This is a genomic window from Ferrimonas sediminum, from assembly GCF_900100175.1.
In the GTDB taxonomy this organism is placed as follows: domain Bacteria; phylum Pseudomonadota; class Gammaproteobacteria; order Enterobacterales; family Shewanellaceae; genus Ferrimonas; species Ferrimonas sediminum.
In genome coordinates this window covers 239,208-255,374 of record NZ_FNEM01000003.1, presented here as the reverse complement: position 1 = coordinate 255,374, position 16,167 = coordinate 239,208, and the positions used below count along the sequence as shown (strand labels likewise).

General features: G+C 59.6%; 13 protein-coding genes. 5 read left to right on the top strand and 8 right to left on the bottom strand.

Annotated elements, in window-relative coordinates:
* The first annotated feature begins 128 nt into the window (after nucleotides 1-128).
* The 3 genes from BLT77_RS05530 to BLT77_RS05520 all read left to right on the top strand — a co-directional run bounded on the left by BLT77_RS05530 (nucleotide 129) and on the right by BLT77_RS05520 (nucleotide 3,704).
* Nucleotides 129-2,210: an LruC domain-containing protein gene (locus tag BLT77_RS05530; protein ID WP_090363236.1), complete on the top strand. Its 2,082-nt coding sequence runs from the start codon at nucleotides 129-131 to the stop codon at nucleotides 2,208-2,210.
* Nucleotides 2,211-2,231: 21 nt separating this feature from the next.
* On the top strand, nucleotides 2,232-2,723 hold the full coding sequence (locus tag BLT77_RS05525; protein WP_090363233.1) for a hypothetical protein: 492 nt from the start codon (nucleotides 2,232-2,234) through the stop codon (nucleotides 2,721-2,723).
* Between the two features lie 108 nt (nucleotides 2,724-2,831).
* Nucleotides 2,832-3,704, top strand: a complete 873-nt coding sequence (locus tag BLT77_RS05520; protein WP_090363230.1) for an NAD(P)-dependent oxidoreductase — start codon at nucleotides 2,832-2,834, stop codon at nucleotides 3,702-3,704.
* 116 nt (nucleotides 3,705-3,820) lie between these two features.
* On the opposite strand, the gene cdd is transcribed toward BLT77_RS05520, so the two are convergent.
* Complete coding sequence (gene cdd / locus BLT77_RS05515; RefSeq protein ID WP_090363228.1) at nucleotides 3,821-4,708, bottom strand: cytidine deaminase; 888 nt, start codon at nucleotides 4,706-4,708, stop codon at nucleotides 3,821-3,823.
* 116 nt (nucleotides 4,709-4,824) lie between these two features.
* Nucleotides 4,825-6,234 (bottom strand): exodeoxyribonuclease I, encoded by a 1,410-nt coding sequence (gene sbcB / locus BLT77_RS05510; protein ID WP_090363225.1) that lies wholly within the window; start codon nucleotides 6,232-6,234, stop codon nucleotides 4,825-4,827.
* A 623-nt stretch (nucleotides 6,235-6,857) separates the two neighbouring features.
* On the opposite strand from sbcB, the gene BLT77_RS20205 reads away from it, so the two are divergent.
* Nucleotides 6,858-7,022, top strand: a complete 165-nt coding sequence (locus tag BLT77_RS20205; RefSeq protein WP_176819195.1) for a hypothetical protein — start codon at nucleotides 6,858-6,860, stop codon at nucleotides 7,020-7,022.
* 10 nt (nucleotides 7,023-7,032) lie between these two features.
* On the opposite strand, the gene BLT77_RS05505 is transcribed toward BLT77_RS20205, so the two are convergent.
* From BLT77_RS05505 to BLT77_RS05480, 6 genes are all read right to left on the bottom strand, one after another.
* Nucleotides 7,033-9,000 carry a transglutaminase TgpA family protein gene (locus tag BLT77_RS05505; protein ID WP_090363223.1) on the bottom strand — a complete coding sequence of 656 codons (1,968 nt, stop codon included), beginning with the start codon at nucleotides 8,998-9,000 and terminating at the stop codon, nucleotides 7,033-7,035.
* Nucleotides 8,990-9,916, bottom strand: a complete 927-nt coding sequence (locus BLT77_RS05500) for a DUF58 domain-containing protein (protein WP_090363220.1) — start codon at nucleotides 9,914-9,916, stop codon at nucleotides 8,990-8,992. The genes BLT77_RS05505 and BLT77_RS05500 overlap by 11 nt, the downstream gene beginning before the upstream one ends.
* Nucleotides 9,916-10,824: an AAA family ATPase gene (locus BLT77_RS05495; protein WP_090363218.1), complete on the bottom strand. Its 909-nt coding sequence runs from the start codon at nucleotides 10,822-10,824 to the stop codon at nucleotides 9,916-9,918. The genes BLT77_RS05500 and BLT77_RS05495 overlap by 1 nt, the downstream gene beginning before the upstream one ends.
* A 62-nt stretch (nucleotides 10,825-10,886) precedes the next feature.
* Nucleotides 10,887-12,782: a transglycosylase SLT domain-containing protein gene (locus BLT77_RS05490; protein WP_090363213.1), complete on the bottom strand. Its 1,896-nt coding sequence runs from the start codon at nucleotides 12,780-12,782 to the stop codon at nucleotides 10,887-10,889.
* Between the two features lie 47 nt (nucleotides 12,783-12,829).
* Nucleotides 12,830-14,161: a DNA recombination protein RmuC gene (gene rmuC / locus BLT77_RS05485; protein WP_090363211.1), complete on the bottom strand. Its 1,332-nt coding sequence runs from the start codon at nucleotides 14,159-14,161 to the stop codon at nucleotides 12,830-12,832.
* A 93-nt stretch (nucleotides 14,162-14,254) separates the two neighbouring features.
* Nucleotides 14,255-14,713 (bottom strand): hypothetical protein, encoded by a 459-nt coding sequence (locus BLT77_RS05480; protein ID WP_090363209.1) that lies wholly within the window; start codon nucleotides 14,711-14,713, stop codon nucleotides 14,255-14,257.
* Nucleotides 14,714-15,054: 341 nt separating this feature from the next.
* Between BLT77_RS05480 and BLT77_RS05475 the strand changes: the two genes are divergently transcribed.
* A complete protein-coding gene (locus tag BLT77_RS05475; protein WP_090363207.1) occupies nucleotides 15,055-16,059 on the top strand; it encodes a LysR family transcriptional regulator in 1,005 nt (334 codons plus the stop codon).
* The last annotated feature ends 108 nt before the right edge of the window (nucleotides 16,060-16,167 follow it).

The following is a 16,167-nucleotide window of genomic DNA, read 5'->3' as shown; positions in this document are numbered from 1 at the left end:
CCTCTGCGGCCATTGCAGAATGCAACTTTCTTAAGCATTCCTGTTTTTTTTATTTTAAATAACATGGCGTTATGAACTTGGCATGATTTTTCCTTAAGTACTCCTATCTTGCTAACGGGAGCGCGCTAATGGGAAAACTATGGTGGATGTTGGGGGCGATGGTCGCCGGTCAGGCTCAGGGGGCGGCGTTTACCACCTGTCCGACCGAGGCGTATCTGTTTCAGAAAGACACGGTGGTGTACGGCGTGGATCTGGTGACCGGGGCCTATGAGGAGCTCAGCGATGATCTGGGCATTCCCGGCAACGTCAATGGCATCGGATTTAATGAAACCGACCGCTACATCTACGGCTTCAGTAAACATCTGAAAGACGTGGTTCAGGTGGACTCGGACTATCAGGCGACCGCTCTGGGCGTGACCGGGCTGCCCAGTGGAGTGCACTTCTATGTGGGTGATGTTCACAACGACACCTACTGGATCTACCACAGAAACCACGGCCTGTACTCGGTGTCTCTGGATGAAACTTCTGCCCTCTATCTGCAGGCGCAGCAGGTGGTGGGGGCCGACACCAGCATGATCCTGACCGACTTTGCTTTTCATCCCGGTAACCAGCGGTTGTACGCGGTGGACAACAGCAGCGGCAATCTGTATCAGATTGATACTTCCGATGGCTCCCGTGAGGTGCTGGGCAACAGCGGCGTCACCGGCACCTTTGGCGCCGGCTATTTTGAGAAAAGTGGCTACTACTACCTGAGTCGCAACCAGGATGGCCATATCTTTCGCATCGACTTGCGTAACCCCGACCAGCTGGATGCCAGCGCCGAGTTTTTCGCCTATGGGCCGGCTTCCTCCTCCAACGACGGCGCCCGCTGCGCCAGTGCCGATGTGATCCCCGTTAACGTGGACTTCGGTGATGCCCCGGCCAGCTACGGTACCCGTATGGAGGACAATGGCGCCCGTCATGCTCTGGGCAGCCTGGGGCCGAAACTGGGCGAGCTCGTGGACGCCGACAACGACGGTTTCAGTGCCCCTTGGAGTGACGACATTGATGGCCAGGATGATGAGGACGGGGTGGATTTTGTCACCGCCTTTGAAGCCGGTAGCTCTGCCGTGATCCAGGTTCAGGTCACTCAGCAATCCGGTTACCTGCAGGGGTTCATCGACTGGAACCAGGATGGGGTGTTTGCCGGCGTCGATGAGTTGGTGATCACCGACAGGGAACTGCAACCCGGCAGCACCAGTCTCTCCATTGCCGTGCCGGCAGATGCTCTGGGGGGATTGACTCAAGCGCGGTTCCGAATCTCCTCAGACACCGGATTGGGCCCCAAGGGCGGCTCGGCGGACGGCGAGGTGGAGGATTACGCGGTGGCGGTGAGTACTCCGGGATCCACGACCCAGACTTACCCCAATGAGGGCCAGTTTGCCAGCATCGCCTTTGAGGATCGCTGGCCGTTTGAAGCCGACTACGACATGAACGACGTGGTGATGGATCTGCAGATCACCGAATACACCCAGTTGGCCAAAGTGACCAAGGTGGTCATCAATGGCAAATTGCAGGCGCTGGGCGCCGAGCAGCACAACGGCTTTGCCATTCATCTGCCGCAAATCAGTCGCAGTAATATCGATGTGGCCCAGCTGGAATACCTGAAAAACGGCGTGGCCGCCGATACCAGTGGCGTGCTGGAAAGCGGCCAGAGCGAGGCGGTGTTGATCCTCAGTGAGGATCTGTTTGACGAGGTGACCATGGGGTGCGGCTTCTACCGAACCCAGACCGGTTGTGACGACGGTCTCCAGTTTCAGTTTCAGCTGATCCTGGTGTTCAACGAAGGCGTGGTGCCCAACGCTATGCCGGCGGCCCCTTACGACCCGTTCATCTTTGCCAGTCCGAATCGTTATCGTACCGGCTTCGATACGCCACCGGGCCGGCCGTTAGAGATTCATCTGGCGGACTTCCCGCCGACGGATCAGGGCAGCAGCAGTTACTTTGGTACCTTTGACGACGACAGTAATCCGGGCAGCAACCGCTACTACCGCAACAGCAACAGCCTGCCCTGGGGACTGCAGTTTCCCCAGAGTTGGCACTATCCGGCAGAGAAGCAGGACTTGCTGCAAACCTATCCCCAGTTCCAGCAATACATCGAGTACGACGGCGGCCAGTACCTGGACTGGTACCACCGTAACAACGCCAATGCCGACAAGCTGTTTAACTGATTCTGAGACAAGGACCGAATTATGAAAATCATCAACCTGTTGTCTTTGCTGTTTATGAGTGCGTTGTTGGTCGGGTGCGGCGGCGGTGGTGGTGGTGGATCCGATACGCCGCAGCCACCGACTCCGACCACACCGGCGGACGACCCGCAAGATGAGCCGGAGGATGACCCGGCAGCGGAGCCTCAGCCGTTGACCACTGCCGATCTGGTGGCCTCGCCCCAGATGCGTTTCGAGGGGGCCCGCCGCCTGAAAGTGGTGGTGTCCCTGGGCGGCGATGAGCGGGCGTTTGTGTCGCTCTATACCCACTTTGAAGCGGGCGTCCAGGGGTACCAGCCCAATTATCAGCGCCGGCTGGCCAGTGGCGGCATCCACAACGGTCGTTTTGAGACCGAGGTGATGACCGGTAGGGACCAGCAGCAGATTCTGGTGGAGGTGTGGTTTTACGATGTGGACAAAGCGCCGCTGCAGAAGGTGTTTCCGGTGTCGGGCCAATCTGTGGAGTGGAGTATATAAAGCGCCGGCATATCAAATGGATGAATGTCGGAACAGAAGGCCTCGCATTCTGTTTGTCACTGACCCACAATGGAGTCCTGTTTAGCGCTTCATCAAAGAGGGAAAGTGATGGCTAAGGTGGCCTTTATCGGATTGGGCGTCATGGGGTACCCCATGGCCGGGCATCTTCAGGTTGCGGGGCATGAGGTGACGGTGTTTAACCGGACCACCGCCAAGGCCCAGCAGTGGCAGCAGCATTATGGTGGCGACTACGCCATGACGCCGGCCGAGGCTGCCAGGGAGTGCGAACTGGTGTTTGTGTGTGTCGGCAATGACGATGACTTGCGCCAGGTAGTGCTCGGGGATGACGGCGCCCTGGGAGCCATGGGCGAGGGGGCGGTGCTGGTGGATCACACCACCGCTTCTGCCGATGTCGCCCGCGAGTTGGCGGCGGTGGCCAGCCAGCGATCGATTGGCTTTGTGGATGCACCGGTGTCCGGTGGTCAGGCCGGTGCGGAAAATGGCGTGTTGACGGTGATGGCCGGTGGCGAGCCGGAGGATTTTAATCGTGCCCGGACCGTTATGGACGCTTACGCGCGCTGCGCCGAACGGTTAGGGCCGGTAGGCAGCGGCCAGTTGTGCAAGATGGTCAATCAGATCTGCATTGCCGGCGTGGTCCAGGGCCTGGCAGAGGGGATGCATTTTGCCCAGCAGGCTGGCCTGGATGGCGATAAGGTACTGGAGGTGATCGGCAAGGGCGCGGCGCAATCCTGGCAGATGGACAACCGCGGTGCCACCATGCTCAAGGATGAGTATGACTTTGGCTTCGCCGTGGATTGGATGCGTAAGGATCTGGGGATCACCCTGGATGAGTCACGCCGCAACGGTGCCCAACTGCCGCTGACCGCGTTGGTGGATCAGTTCTATGCCGATGTGCAGCGATTGGGGGGCAGTCGTTTCGATACCTCATCACTGAAGATGCGCCTTCCCAAGAGCAAATGATGCCGGATGAAGGCATAAAAAAGCGCTGCCTTCAGGCAGCGCTGTTTGTTTGACTTTTCGCCGAAGCGGCCTGCAGGAACCTCAGGCGGCGGTGGGCCACCTGAAGTTTGCGGGTTTTAACTCTGTGCTTTATAGGTTTCAAGTTGGACCTGACTGATGGTGCCCAGGGCGTCGCTGGCACTGTGGAGGAAGCTGATCTGCCCTTTATCACCTTCTACCAGAATGGCGCGGTGGATGCGATCAAAGCCGATACCCTGGCGGGCCATGGCATTAATGGCCATCTGCATCGGTGGCAGGCTGGGGTTAAAGGCGGCGTTTTCGGCGTAACGGCCTACGAACACCTGACCCGATTCCGTGGCCAGCACGATGGCGGCAGGGGTTTTGCTGTAGGGGGCGTAGGAGGCGTTGGCTTCCCGTAGCGCACGTTGCACCAGCGGGTCGTCGCTGTCCAGGGTCATCTCGTGGTCATTGCCATCGAGCAGGCCATCCTCCATGCCCAGATCTTTCGGCCCGAAGGCATAGGGCAGGTAGTGGGTCAGCGGTTGGGCCGGTTGCTCCGGCAAGCGGATGATTAAATTGTCATTGTTATTCAGTTCGGTCATAAACTGACGACAATGCCCGCACGGCGAGTAGTTGACGGTGATGCCAACCAGCTTTTGCTCCCCCGCCAGCCAGGCGTGACTGATGGCGGATTGCTCGGCGTGGACGGAGTGGAACAGGGCTTCGCCCACCAACTCCATATTGGCCCCCATGTAGATGTCTCCCGACTCACCGTGGGCGATGGCGCCAACGAAGAAATTGGAGATGGGCGCGTATGAAAGCGTCGCGGCAATGGGTAACAGAGCTAGATACAGCTCGGCACCAGACAGGCCGGATTGATCGCTTAATTCCTTTAACTGCTCAGCGGACAGGTGTCCGGCAAAATGGTCCGTCAGCATTGGTGACACGGTGTCAGCCAGAGCTTTGGGCAATTGAGTTAACGCGTCGTTAAAACGGGTGTTCATCCTCAATCCTCAATTTATGGAACTGAATTACAGTTTAGGGAGTTGTTGATCAATCTGATGTGATCAAGATCACGCCCACTTCCAAATATAGGGGAAGTGGGCGACATTTCTCAGATTTACAGTGACTGAAGATGGTGGTAGAGGGATTTCAGTAACGCCATTTTGGTCTCATCTTGTTGATGAGTTTCCACTAGTTGCTCCAGCTTCATGGCGTATTCCGGATCATTAATTTTTTCCTGGCAGTGCAGCTGCCAGCGCTTCTGCTCCTGCTCCGACAGGGTAAAGGGGTAGTTGCGGGCGCGGTATCGGAACAGCAGTGGTGCCAACCGCGGATCGCTGAACTGCGGGTTCAGTGCCGCCAGGTGCTCCGGGGCGGTGTTGCGCACCAGTTCCATCTGGCTGCGATCGGCATCGGAGAAGAAGCCGCCGTACAACTGCTGATCGACGTCGCGGTCATCGTTGCCGTCGCGGTCGTCGCTGTACAAGGCGGTGAGCTTTTCACGAATCTGCTGATGATGGCGGCGCAGCAGGGCATAGTTGTCGCGACAGCGTTGTTTGTCCAGACCCAGTCGCTCGGCCTGCTGATCCTCAAGGGTGGCCGCCGGGGCGATAAAGGGGCTCTTGTTGAAGTGCAGCAGCTTCACCGGCACTCGCGGTTCCCCCGGTTCCAGATCCCGGCTGGGGGTATACAGCCGCTGCTTGAGTCGCTCGGCGTCCCACTCCAGCAGAGGGGTAATGTCCTGATGCAGATCCACCACCACCACCGCATTGCGGTTGTCCGGGTGCCAGGCCATGGGCATCACCAGAGTGGCGCAGCCCTGGCTGGCGGGAAAGCGTGACGAGACGTGCAGCAGCGGTTTCATCGCCAGTACGTCCACCAGTTTGGAGACCGCCTGTTTGCGGCGCAGGGAGAAAAACCAGTCGTACAGCTTCGGCTGACGGGTTTTGATCAGCCGGGCCAGGGCGATGGTGGCTTCCACGTCGGACACCGCATCGTGGGCATTGCCGTGGTCCAGGCCGTTGGCGGCGGTCAGGTGCTCCAGCTTAAAGCTGGGGTTGCCGTCTTCCCGCAGTGGCCACTCGATGCCCTCCGGACGCAGGGCGTAACAGGCCCGAACCAGATCGATGATGTCCCAGCGACTGTTGCCGTTTTGCCACTCCCGGGCGTAGGGGTCGAAGAAGTTGCGGTACAGGGTGTAGCGGGTCACTTCATCGTCGAAACGGATGGAGTTGTAGCCCACGGTGCAGGTACCGGGCCGGGCCATCTGGGCTTCAACCTTGGCGATAAACTGGGCTTCGACCTCGCCGAGGCGATTGGCCCGCTGCGGGGTGATGCCGGTAATGAACATCGCCTCCGGGCTGGGCAGGTAGTCTGCCGGCAGCTGGCAGAACAGTTCTATGGGTTCGCCAATGGGGTTCAGATCCAGATCAGTCCGGATAGCGGCGAATTGCGCCGGGCGATCCCGGGCCGGATTGGCACCCCAGGTTTCATAGTCGTGCCACAGCAGAGTTGGGCCGTCAGTCATCAATCTGTTTTCTTTTAAAGGGTTTGCGCTGAGTATACACCACTATCCTCGCCCGTCGGCAGGGGGGGCGAGCCAGGTGGCGGCGAATTCGCATCAGCCGTTGCCACAGAAGCCGCCGGCCTAAGCGGACACAGGCCAGTCTAGGGTTGGAGCGTAACTGCTCAAACCGGCGCTGAAATCCCGTGGGATCAGCCGTTTACGCTGTCAGCCGTTCCTACTCACTCTTTTTCTAAAATAACCGTTAACAGATTGAGTGGGCGAGCCTATTCGACGGTCTCCAACACCGGTGGCCTTAAAGCGAGGTGTGACGGATTCCCTTTCCTGAAGTGGCGTTCAATACGCCGATTAACCAAGCCCTACTCATCAACGGCTAGCTGGTGGCTGCAGTACTCCCCGGTCCGTCGATGTTTTCTGTTGGTTAAAATTTAGGCAGTATCGCCTAATTATTTGGTCTAACGTCGAAGTAGAACAAGGGCTGTGTCTATGGACAGTTTGCTTGTCAGAACCCGGCTGATGCCGTTGCAACCGGAGCAAACGGGTTGCCGTTATCGACTTGGAAAGCGCCAACATGATTGAGGTCACTGGGTTTTGTTCCGTAATCCTCGGGCGAAAGAGAGGTGTTTATGTCAGCATTTTCAACCGCAACTACCGGATTAATTCATTTCACCCTGACACTGACGTTTGTACTGGCTGCCGTTCAGGCTTGGCTCTGGTTTGCAAAGTGGCGCTTTGATGTGCCGGGATCACTCACCGACAAAGACATTGATGCCGATCTGCATCACCGCTGAGTATACATTGTTACCCCCGCCCGTCGGCAGGGGGGCGGGCCAGGTGGCGGCGAATCCGCATCAGTCGCTGCCATAGAATCCGTCGGCCCTGGTGGTGGCCGGTCTGTTTCGGGTTGTAGCGCAACTGCTCAAACCGGCGCTGAAATCCCCTGAGATCAGCAGCGGCCCGGGGCCAGTGAGTGGCGGCATCGTTGATGATCGAAGTCATGGAGGCGTTGGCCGGTAGCGCCTGGCCCCGTCGAATCAGCAGGCGGCGCAACTGCCGCCAGAGTAGCAACTCCCACACCGGTGCCCGCCAGCGCGGCAGCATGCCGGCCAGCCCCAGCTGTATCATGACCAGTGCCGCCAGCAGGGCGGCGGTCAGCAGCAGGATCTGGTGGCTGTCGCTGTAGGCCAACACCTCGGCCAGCCACTGCCGCTGCTGCTGCTTATCAAACTCCAGCACGCTGCGTTGCCACTGGTAATCGAGGCGATCCAGCAGGGTATTCAGTGAGTCGGTGAGGGCGCGGTTTTGCAGCCATGAGGGTAAGGACAACGCCTGGAACAATCGTTGCTGCCCCAGTTGTTCGATGCGGTCTGGCGACACCTGCTGGGTGGGATCACTGCGCAGCCAGCCAACCCCCTCAACCCAGAGCTCAACCCAGGCATGGGCATTGAGCTGGCGCACCATCAGGCGGCCGTCCGGTAGCCAGCGTCCCCCCTGGTAGCCACTGATTAGGCGGGCGGGAATGCCAGCGGCTCTCAGCAGGGTCACGGTGGCACTGGCGTAATGGCCACAGAACCCCGCCTGGGTGGTAAACAGAAAGTCATCCACCTGGTGGCGGCCGGTGGCAGGTGGGCTGAGGGTATAGACAAACGGCTGCTGCTTAAAGAAGGTCAGCAGCCGTTGCAGAACGGCTGTGGGGGCCAGCCCCTCGGACCGCAGCCGTTTGCCCCAGGCCAGGGTTCTGGGGTTAGTGTGCTCGGGAAGCTGGAGGTAATCCAGGCCCGCCTTGGGCGGTGTCGGGCCACGGCCCGGTTGCCAGCGAAAGGTGAGCTGTGGTGATCCGGACTGATACAGCCTCTGCCACAGATCACCGCGAACCTGACCCAACGAGGCATCCTGGCTTTGGCTGCCTGCCAGGCTGGGTACGCGTAACTCTGTCTGTGGCCAGCCGAGAATCTGGTAGCCATGGTGAGTCTTCCCTTCTCCATTATCCGGTGAGCGGCCGGGCAGGGCTGGCAGTGACCGCCACACCTGACCGTCAAAATGGGATTGAATCCATACCCGCCAGTACAGATCACGATCCAGGGGCGGTTGGGTAAAGCGGCTGCTGAAGGCCGGTTCATTGGATTGGGTCAGTAGAGCGATCTCCCCCAGGGCCAGCTCGGCGCTTAAGCCGGTGCTGGCGCGGCCACCTACCGGTTGCTGCCACAGCGGATCCGGCCGAGGCAGCAGCAGGTAAAGAATCAACGCCATTGGCAGACTGCCTAGCACCAGCTTCAGGCTCATCTTCAGGTTGTGGGGGGCGCTCATGGGGCGATGCAGACTCAGCAGTATGGTGGCGTTGAGCACAAACAGCGCCAGTGCCGACATCAGTTTCAACCAGGATTGCTGTTCAATCAGGCTGAGGGTGATCAGGAAGAAGCCCACCAGTACCAGGGTCAGGATATCCCGGCGGCTGCGCACCTCCAGGGACTTGAGGCAGTAACTCAGGGCGATCATGATCCCCAGGGCAACGGCGATGCCCTGTTGCAGGTAGATGGGGAACAGCGCCAGCAGCACCGTCAGGGTCAGGGTAAACAGCAGCCAGGTAGGGGGGCGCGGGACTTTGCCAAGGAAGATGGCCAGACTCCACAGCAGCGACAGGTTGACGATGGCCAGCGCCCAGTTGGGCACCATGCCGATCAGGTGAATCACCAGCATCTGCTGGGTCATCAGCAGCCAACCCTGAGTCTGGCGCAGGGCGACGGTGGTTAAGGGGGGATCAGGAAGCATGGGGTTCCACCCGGGCCAGCAGGGTCAGGCAGTGGTGCAGGTGAGTCCGGCCCAGCGCTGGCATCAGGGTCTCGGTGTCGGTAGACAGGCCAACGGGCACACCCTGCTGGTGCAACCGGTGCAGGCGCCCGGCCAGCTCACTGAGGTGGTGCTCCAGCTGCGGGTGCCGGTTGTCAACGGTCAGGAGTTCGGGGTTGGGGCCGGGGCTGTCGAACTGCTTAACCAGCATCCCCCGTTGCTGGGCCAGCTGTTTCCACGCAACCCGGCCCAGGCTGTGGCCCCGCTGCCAGGGCTTGAGGCCATCGAAATCGTTGCTGTTCGACTGATGTTTGTCCCCCTGCTCTTGCCGGGGCCGGTGTGCCTGCGGCGTGTCGCCAGCGAGCGGCCGAGGCCAGACCCAGGCGGCTTGATTCAGGGCCAGCCGGCTCCAGACCCGGCACAGGCCAAGGGGATAGCGGCTGCTGATGATCAGCGGCGGTGGGAGCAGCGGTCCGCGCCGTCGGGAGGGCCAGGCGACCTCCAACCGGGAGGGGGTGGCCGACAACGTGTGCAGCAGCTGTTTGTCCCCCTGCACGAACCCCAGCTGCAGGTGGTAGCTGTGGCCAGTGCCGGACAGGCTGATCGGGAACCGGGCCGGGTCGCCGGCGTGGGTGCCGGGCGCCGGTTGAGGACTAAGGGTGACTCCGGCCAAGTTGCGATAACAGATCAACAGACAGGAGCTGAACAGGCTCACCATCAGGAATGCCAGCATCAATATCAGGTTGTTCTGGTAGTTGGAGCCGAACAGAAACAGCACCAGCGATAAGCCAAGAAACAGCACTCCGAAACGGGTGGGCAGAATCAGGATGTCATTGTGGCCCAAAGTCCGTTGAGGGCTGGCCTGCAGTGGCGGCCGCTGCCAGAATTTCAGATTCATCAGCGTATCGGGTTGACCGCCTCCAGCAGGGACTGGGCCCGGCTGTTACCTTGATGACGGCCGGCATCGAGCCGGTGTGCGGTGACGGCGGCAAACACCGCCTGTACGTCATCCGGAACGGCAAAGTTGCGGCCGTGCAGGAGGGCCCAGGCTTTGGTGGCGGCCAACAATGCCCGGCTGCAGCGGGGCGACAATGGTGTGGTGCCCTGATGGCCGTGACGACTGGCCTGAATCAGCTCAAGCAGGTAATCCAGTACCATGTCGGCGACCCCGACCCCATCGGCCTGTTGCTGCAGATCCTGCAGTTGTGCCGATCCCATCAGGGCACAGAGGTTCTCGCCACTGTCGGCCAGGTGTTGGCCGGTTAACAGCTGTTTTTCCGCTTCCAGGCTGGGGTAACCCAGGCTCAGTTTCATCATGAAGCGATCCAGCTGGGACTCCGGCAGCGGAAAGGTGCCGGATTGTTCCATGGGGTTTTGGGTGGCGATGACGAAAAATGGCTGCGGTAGCGCCCGGGTGATGCCGTCGGTGGACACCTGGCCTTCGGCCATCGCCTCCAGCAGGGCACTCTGAGTCTTGGGGCTGGCGCGGTTGACTTCGTCTGCCAGCACCAGCTGACTGAACAGCGGGCCGGGATGAAACTCGAACTGCTGCTTGGGGGTGGCGTAAATCGACACACCGATGAGATCCGCCGGCAGCATATCGGCGGTAAACTGCACCCGCTGGTGGCTCAGCCCCAGGGTACGGGCCAAGGCGTAAGAGAGGGTGGTTTTGCCCATGCCAGGGAGGTCTTCAATCAGCAGGTGACCCCGGGCAATCAGACAGGTGAGTGCCAGCCGAATGGCGACGGGTTTGTCCAGCAGCACCTGTTGTAACTGGTGAATCACCGGCTCCAGAGCTTGCGGCATCGAACACTCCTTGTTGATTCAGCTTCAACAAGAATAGTTCAGCTTCATTCGGGGAGCAGGCTTTAGTAGTGCCGCTGCCACTCCGGTTGGCTGACCAGGTCCGAGGGGCGCTGTTGCAGGGTGCGATAGATCAACTGGTAGCTGAGGATGGCTTTGACGTAGTCCCGGGTCTCCCGGTAGGGGATGGTATCCACAAACTGATCCATCGCCAGCTTGCCATCGCTGTTCTTCAGCCAGCGCTTCACCCGGTTGGGACCGGCGTTGTAGGCGGCCGCCGTCAGGATGCGGTTATCCTGATATTGATCCATCAGTTGCTTCAGATAGGCGCTGCCAAGCTGAATGTTGAACCTGGGCTGATACAGTGACCGGGCACCGGAATAGCTCAGCTTTTGCTGGCGGGCCACCTGTTTGGCGGTGGTGGGCAGCAGCTGCATCAGGCCATAGGCATTGGCGCCGGAACGGGCCAGCGGGTAGAGGGCGCTTTCCCGGCGGGCGACGGCCCTGAGCAGGGTGTCGTCCAGCTGCCGCTGGCGGGCAAAGTGAGTAAAGTCGTCGCCATAGGCGTCGGGAAAGCGCCATGGCACCGCATCCCAGCTCTTGGCGGTGATGGTGCCTTCGACGCTCAGGTAGTGCCAGCCCTGCTCAAAAGCCAGCCGGGTCAGCGCCCACTGCTGTGCTTTGCTGGCGCGCAGCAGTTGCCAGCGCCACTCGCTGCGGGCGGCGCGATGATCCTCAAGGGCCAGTAACTCGCCGATGCGCTGTACCGAGGCCAGGGTTGCCACCCTGGCGGTCAGTTGCGGGTCATTCTCCGGCAGGGCCTGATTCATGCGATAGGGCAGCCCCAGTCGCTGAGCCGCCAGAAAGCCGTAGTAACTGCGCCGTTTGGCCAGGGCGCGATAGGCGGCGTCGGCCTCTTCGCTCAGGGTCAACTCCTCCATGGCCCGGGCGCGCCAATACTGCCAGTCGTCGGCCTCGGTGTTCTGAATCCGGGCCAACCAGTGGTTGATGGCCTGCCAGTCGCCGCGGGCGATCAACTGGCGGGTGCGCAACACGATCAAGGTGTCTTCGGGGAAGGACTCCATCAGCCCGGCCAGCTCCGGGGTCCACAGGTTGTCGGCCAGGGCGTAGCGGATGACCCGAGTACGCACCGCGTCTTCGCGCTCACCCAACTGCCCCTGCCAGCGCAGGTAGTGTTTGAGGGCGTACTCCGGAGCACGGCGGGCCAGCCGGTACAGGGTCACGGCGGCGATCTGCCGACCCTGCTCCTGATGATGTTTGATGGTGGTGCGCTGGCGAATCTCTTTCGGGTGTTGGTACAGGCGAACCAGCAGGTCGCCACGCTCGCGCCAACTGCGGGACAGCAGGGTATTGAGATAGGCCAGTCGCGATCCCTGATTGCCTTCAAAGGTCAACAGCATCCGTTGCCAGATGAGCTCGTTGTTGCGCCGACCGGCCTGTTGCCAGGCGCGCAGCAGCGGGGTACAGGCTTGTGGCAGACTGCGATCGGTCAACCACAGGGCCCGAGCGCCAGCCCAGGCCGCTTTGGTGTCACCCTCAGCCAGTTTGGCCCGGTAGTAGTAGCAGCGCAGATCGGTGTTGCGGGGAGGCTGAGGGCTGATGCTGAGGAAGGTCGACCAGCGTTGCTGCTTGCCTGCCTGCACCAGGTAGCGGTGTTTAAAGCGGTCATATAGCGGGGTATTGGTCAGGGCAGAGAGGATCTCCACCGCCTGCTGGGCGGTCAGTTTGTGCATCTGGCTGGAGCGATGCTCAAAATCCAGGTAGGGCAACAGCGGGTAGTCTTGGAGTTGGTTGCGTAACCGGCGGAATTCGTCGTTGTCACCCTGTTTCAGTGCCGACAGCGCCTGCTTATACTCCAGTTGCTGTGGCGATAGGGCGGGCTGGCCCCAGGCCAGTCCGACCCACAGCAGTATGATTATCGTCCAGCCAATCCGGGCCATAGTTCATCCTTCTACTGCTACCAGGACTCAGTGTAGTCCAGCTTAGGCTACTCCTTGGCGTCAACCGCTTCCCGGTGATCCAGCACCGGGTTGAGGGCATCGTCCAGCAGGGCGGCCTGCGGTTGTTTGCTGGTGGTGGCCCCGAGTTGCTTCATCTGCTCCGCCTGGCGGAGCAGATTGCCACGGCCGGAGGAGAATTTACCCAGCGCTTTCTGGTAGCTGCCCTGGGCGGTGTCCAGCGCCCGGCCGACTTTGAGCAGGTCATCGGAAAATCCCACCAGCTTATCGTAGATTTTTCCGGCCTGGGCGGCGATCTCCTGGGCATTACGACTCTGGTATTCAAACCGCCACAGGTTGTTGATGGTTCTCAGGGCTACCATCAAGTTAGTGGGGCTGGTGAGCAAAATGTTCCGCTCCAGGGCAAAATTTACCAATTCCGGATCCGACTCGATGGCTGCCAGGAACGCCGGTTCAACCGGAATGAACATCAATACGTAATCCAGGGTGCGAATGCCGTTGAGCTGTTGGTAGTCCTTGTCGGACAGGCCCTTGATGTGGGCGCGCACCGATGCCAGATGATCCCTCAGGCCGCGCTGGCGATCGTCGTCGTTTTCGGCGTTATAGAAGCGCTCGTACCCCAGCAGCGACACCTTGGAGTCGATCACCACATCTTTGTCGTCCGGCAGGTGCACAATGACGTCCGGCTGGTAGCGTTTGCCGTCGTCCTGTTTGAGCGCGGCCTGGGTGTCGTATTCGTGCCCCTCTCTCAGACCGCTCTGACTCAGCAGCCGCGCGAGCACCACTTCCCCCCAGTTGCCCATGGCCTTGTTGTCCCCCTTGAGGGCCTTGGTCAGGTTTAGGGCATCCTCACTCATCTTCAGGTTCATCGCCTTGAGATCCTCCAGCTGATGCTTGAGGGCGAAGCGCTCTTTGGCTTCCGAGGTGTAACTGTCCTGAACCTGTTTTCGAAAGCCTTCCAGCTGTTGTTGCAGCGGCGTCAACACGGCGCTGAGTTGAGACTGGCTCTGCTCGCTCAGTTGCTGGCTCTTGTTGTCGAAAATCCGGTTGGCCAGGTTCTCAAACTGCAGAGTCAGGCGTTTCTCGCTGTCCAGAGCCTGTTGAACCTGGTGGCGCAGGGGCTCCTCGCGGGCACGGCTGTCGGCCAGGGCGCTGTGCAGTTGATTCAGCTCCTGCTCTTTGTGTTGCAGCCGGTTGTCGTGGCGCTCCAGTTGCTCCGCCAGTTGTTCATTGGTGGCTTCCAGGGTTACGGCCCGGTGTTCGGCCTGGCGGCGGCCGCTGGATTGCACCAGCCAGCCGATGGCCATGGCGATGACAAAGGTGACGCCCAGAGCGGCTAACACGATAGGATTGGTAAACATGGCACCTGCAGCAACAGAAAATCAGTGAGTGATTAGAGTGTCATTGACGGCCTGGGCCTGCAAGCGGCGCCGGTGCAACTGCTGGTTTTCGCTTCAGCGGTCGCTGGTTTCGCCATCGATACTCAGGTGCAGTCCAAGATAACCGGCCAGCTTCGGCTGTGCAGGAGCGAGGATGTGTTTGACCAGTTGATCCCGTTCAAACGCCATGATCTGCATGTCCCAGACGCAAAATGACTCATTGTCGGCCAGGCGCCACTGGCCCGGGTGGTCGCGGTCCCGAACCGCAATCTGGGTCAGGCACTCGTTGTGATTGGCCCAGTAGCACACCACCAGATAATCCCGCTTCAGACCACGGTGCAGAATCGCAAAGCCGACATGGGCATGCTGAAACGGCGGTTTTTTGATGACAAACGGGGTGATCCATGCCATCGCCTCGCACAGTTGACCGGGCTCCGGCAAAGTGGCATCAAAACTGACCCGATAGGTTTTCATTGATACGTGGCGTAGCGACATCAGGGGGCCGGGTGCAATGGTGCGCGGGTGGTAAGCCATAAGTGCGTCATCCTTAATATGCCCTCCGTCAGTGGAGAGCCGTGGGCGATCCATGTTTCTAAACCTACGCCGGCGGATTGCCACTGTCCAGTGTGGATGAGCGCAAGATCGAATCAGGAAATTTCGCGACAAGGAAATGTCAATTGCGCATTTTGGGATCGTGTTATCTTGGCCTGGTCGGCGTGTGGTTCACACTTCGGTATTTTGTTACCGGATTGCATTGAGAAGGCCATAAGATGTTGTGATGATGCGGGAGTTGGAACTCGCCGACTCTGAATTTGCAACTCTGTTAACAGAGCATCGGCAGTGGCTTGGCCCCCTTGCGAACTAGGGGCTCAGAGGTGAAAGTGGAAACGTTGGAACAGTTGCATAAACAGATTCGAAGTCTGTCATTTTTCGATGTTCAGGTGTTTGTATACCTGGGTAAATATTTGAATTCCAAAGCGGTTGCAGCTGAGCTGGAGGTGTTGCCCTCTAAAGTCAGCCGTAGCCTGAGTGCCATGCGTTCGGTGTTTAACGACAAACTGTTTATTCGGCGCCAGTATAATTTCGAACCCTCGCCATTGGCGGTGCAGCTGTACCCGATGATGGAGTCGGTCAAATCCAACCTGGATCGCATGGTGCCGGTGGTGATGGGCAACCAGGGAAAGGAGCAACGAGAGCGGCAGAAGGTCAACCTGGCGGTTCCGGCGACCCTGAGTAACGGCCTGACCAGCTACCTGCTGGAGGCGGCGCGCCAAAACGGGGAAGAGATCGACATCAGCCTGCGAATCTGGAGCGGCAGCCTCAACAGCGACACCAACTCCGACGCCATCGATCTCGGGGTGTACTTCAGCGCGGTGCCAGTAAAAGGCGCGGAGTCTGAATTCATCGCGTATTCAAAAAGCACCTGTGTGGTGGCGGCCAAATCCCACCCCCTGTGGCAGCAGTTTGATCGGTTCGAAGAGGTGATTTTTGATTACCCCTTCGTGGTCACCGAGTGCGCTTCCTTTAACGATGCCCAGGATCCCATGGAGATTTTTGCCAAGCTCAATGGCCGGGATTTGAACATTCGGGCCCGGGTCAATACGCTGGATGAGCTGGTGAGCATGTTGGGGCATCAGGACAGCTTCAGTTTTACCGGTGGTCGCCGCACCATAGAGTTCCTCAAGGCCAATGAGTGCCTGAATGTGAGGCTGGTGCCGAGCCAGACCCGTCGCCGCATCCATCAGGGGATAGGCAATGGCTCCCGTGAGCCTGGATACTATCTGACCTATAAAGATCGACAGACCTGTCCGCAGTGGTTGCTTGAGGCGCTGCGTTGCTACATTCACGACTCGCTGGAGGTGGAGGACCTGCTGACCTGAGAGCGGGGCTCGGCGACTGTGGCAGCCATTGGCTTTGCTTTGATCACCAATGAATGTGAATCCCATTGAAATGGTTTAGCCCTTTTCAGGGTCTAACAGGGGTAAGTA

What these genes read in the sequence shown, in the direction of transcription:
- BLT77_RS05530 (WP_090363236.1), top strand. Translation starts at nt 129, where the DNA reads ATGGGAAAACTATGGTGGATGTTGGGGGCGATGGTCGCCGGTCAGGCT.
- BLT77_RS05525 (WP_090363233.1), top strand. Translation starts at nt 2,232, where the DNA reads ATGAAAATCATCAACCTGTTGTCTTTGCTGTTTATGAGTGCGTTGTTG.
- BLT77_RS05520 (WP_090363230.1), top strand. Translation starts at nt 2,832, where the DNA reads ATGGCTAAGGTGGCCTTTATCGGATTGGGCGTCATGGGGTACCCCATG.
- cdd (WP_090363228.1), bottom strand. Translation starts at nt 4,708, where the DNA reads ATGAACACCCGTTTTAACGACGCGTTAACTCAATTGCCCAAAGCTCTG.
- sbcB (WP_090363225.1), bottom strand. Translation starts at nt 6,234, where the DNA reads ATGACTGACGGCCCAACTCTGCTGTGGCACGACTATGAAACCTGGGGT.
- BLT77_RS20205 (WP_176819195.1), top strand. Translation starts at nt 6,858, where the DNA reads ATGTCAGCATTTTCAACCGCAACTACCGGATTAATTCATTTCACCCTG.
- BLT77_RS05505 (WP_090363223.1), bottom strand. Translation starts at nt 9,000, where the DNA reads ATGCTTCCTGATCCCCCCTTAACCACCGTCGCCCTGCGCCAGACTCAG.
- BLT77_RS05500 (WP_090363220.1), bottom strand. Translation starts at nt 9,916, where the DNA reads ATGAATCTGAAATTCTGGCAGCGGCCGCCACTGCAGGCCAGCCCTCAA.
- BLT77_RS05495 (WP_090363218.1), bottom strand. Translation starts at nt 10,824, where the DNA reads ATGCCGCAAGCTCTGGAGCCGGTGATTCACCAGTTACAACAGGTGCTG.
- BLT77_RS05490 (WP_090363213.1), bottom strand. Translation starts at nt 12,782, where the DNA reads ATGGCCCGGATTGGCTGGACGATAATCATACTGCTGTGGGTCGGACTG.
- rmuC (WP_090363211.1), bottom strand. Translation starts at nt 14,161, where the DNA reads ATGTTTACCAATCCTATCGTGTTAGCCGCTCTGGGCGTCACCTTTGTC.
- BLT77_RS05480 (WP_090363209.1), bottom strand. Translation starts at nt 14,713, where the DNA reads ATGGCTTACCACCCGCGCACCATTGCACCCGGCCCCCTGATGTCGCTA.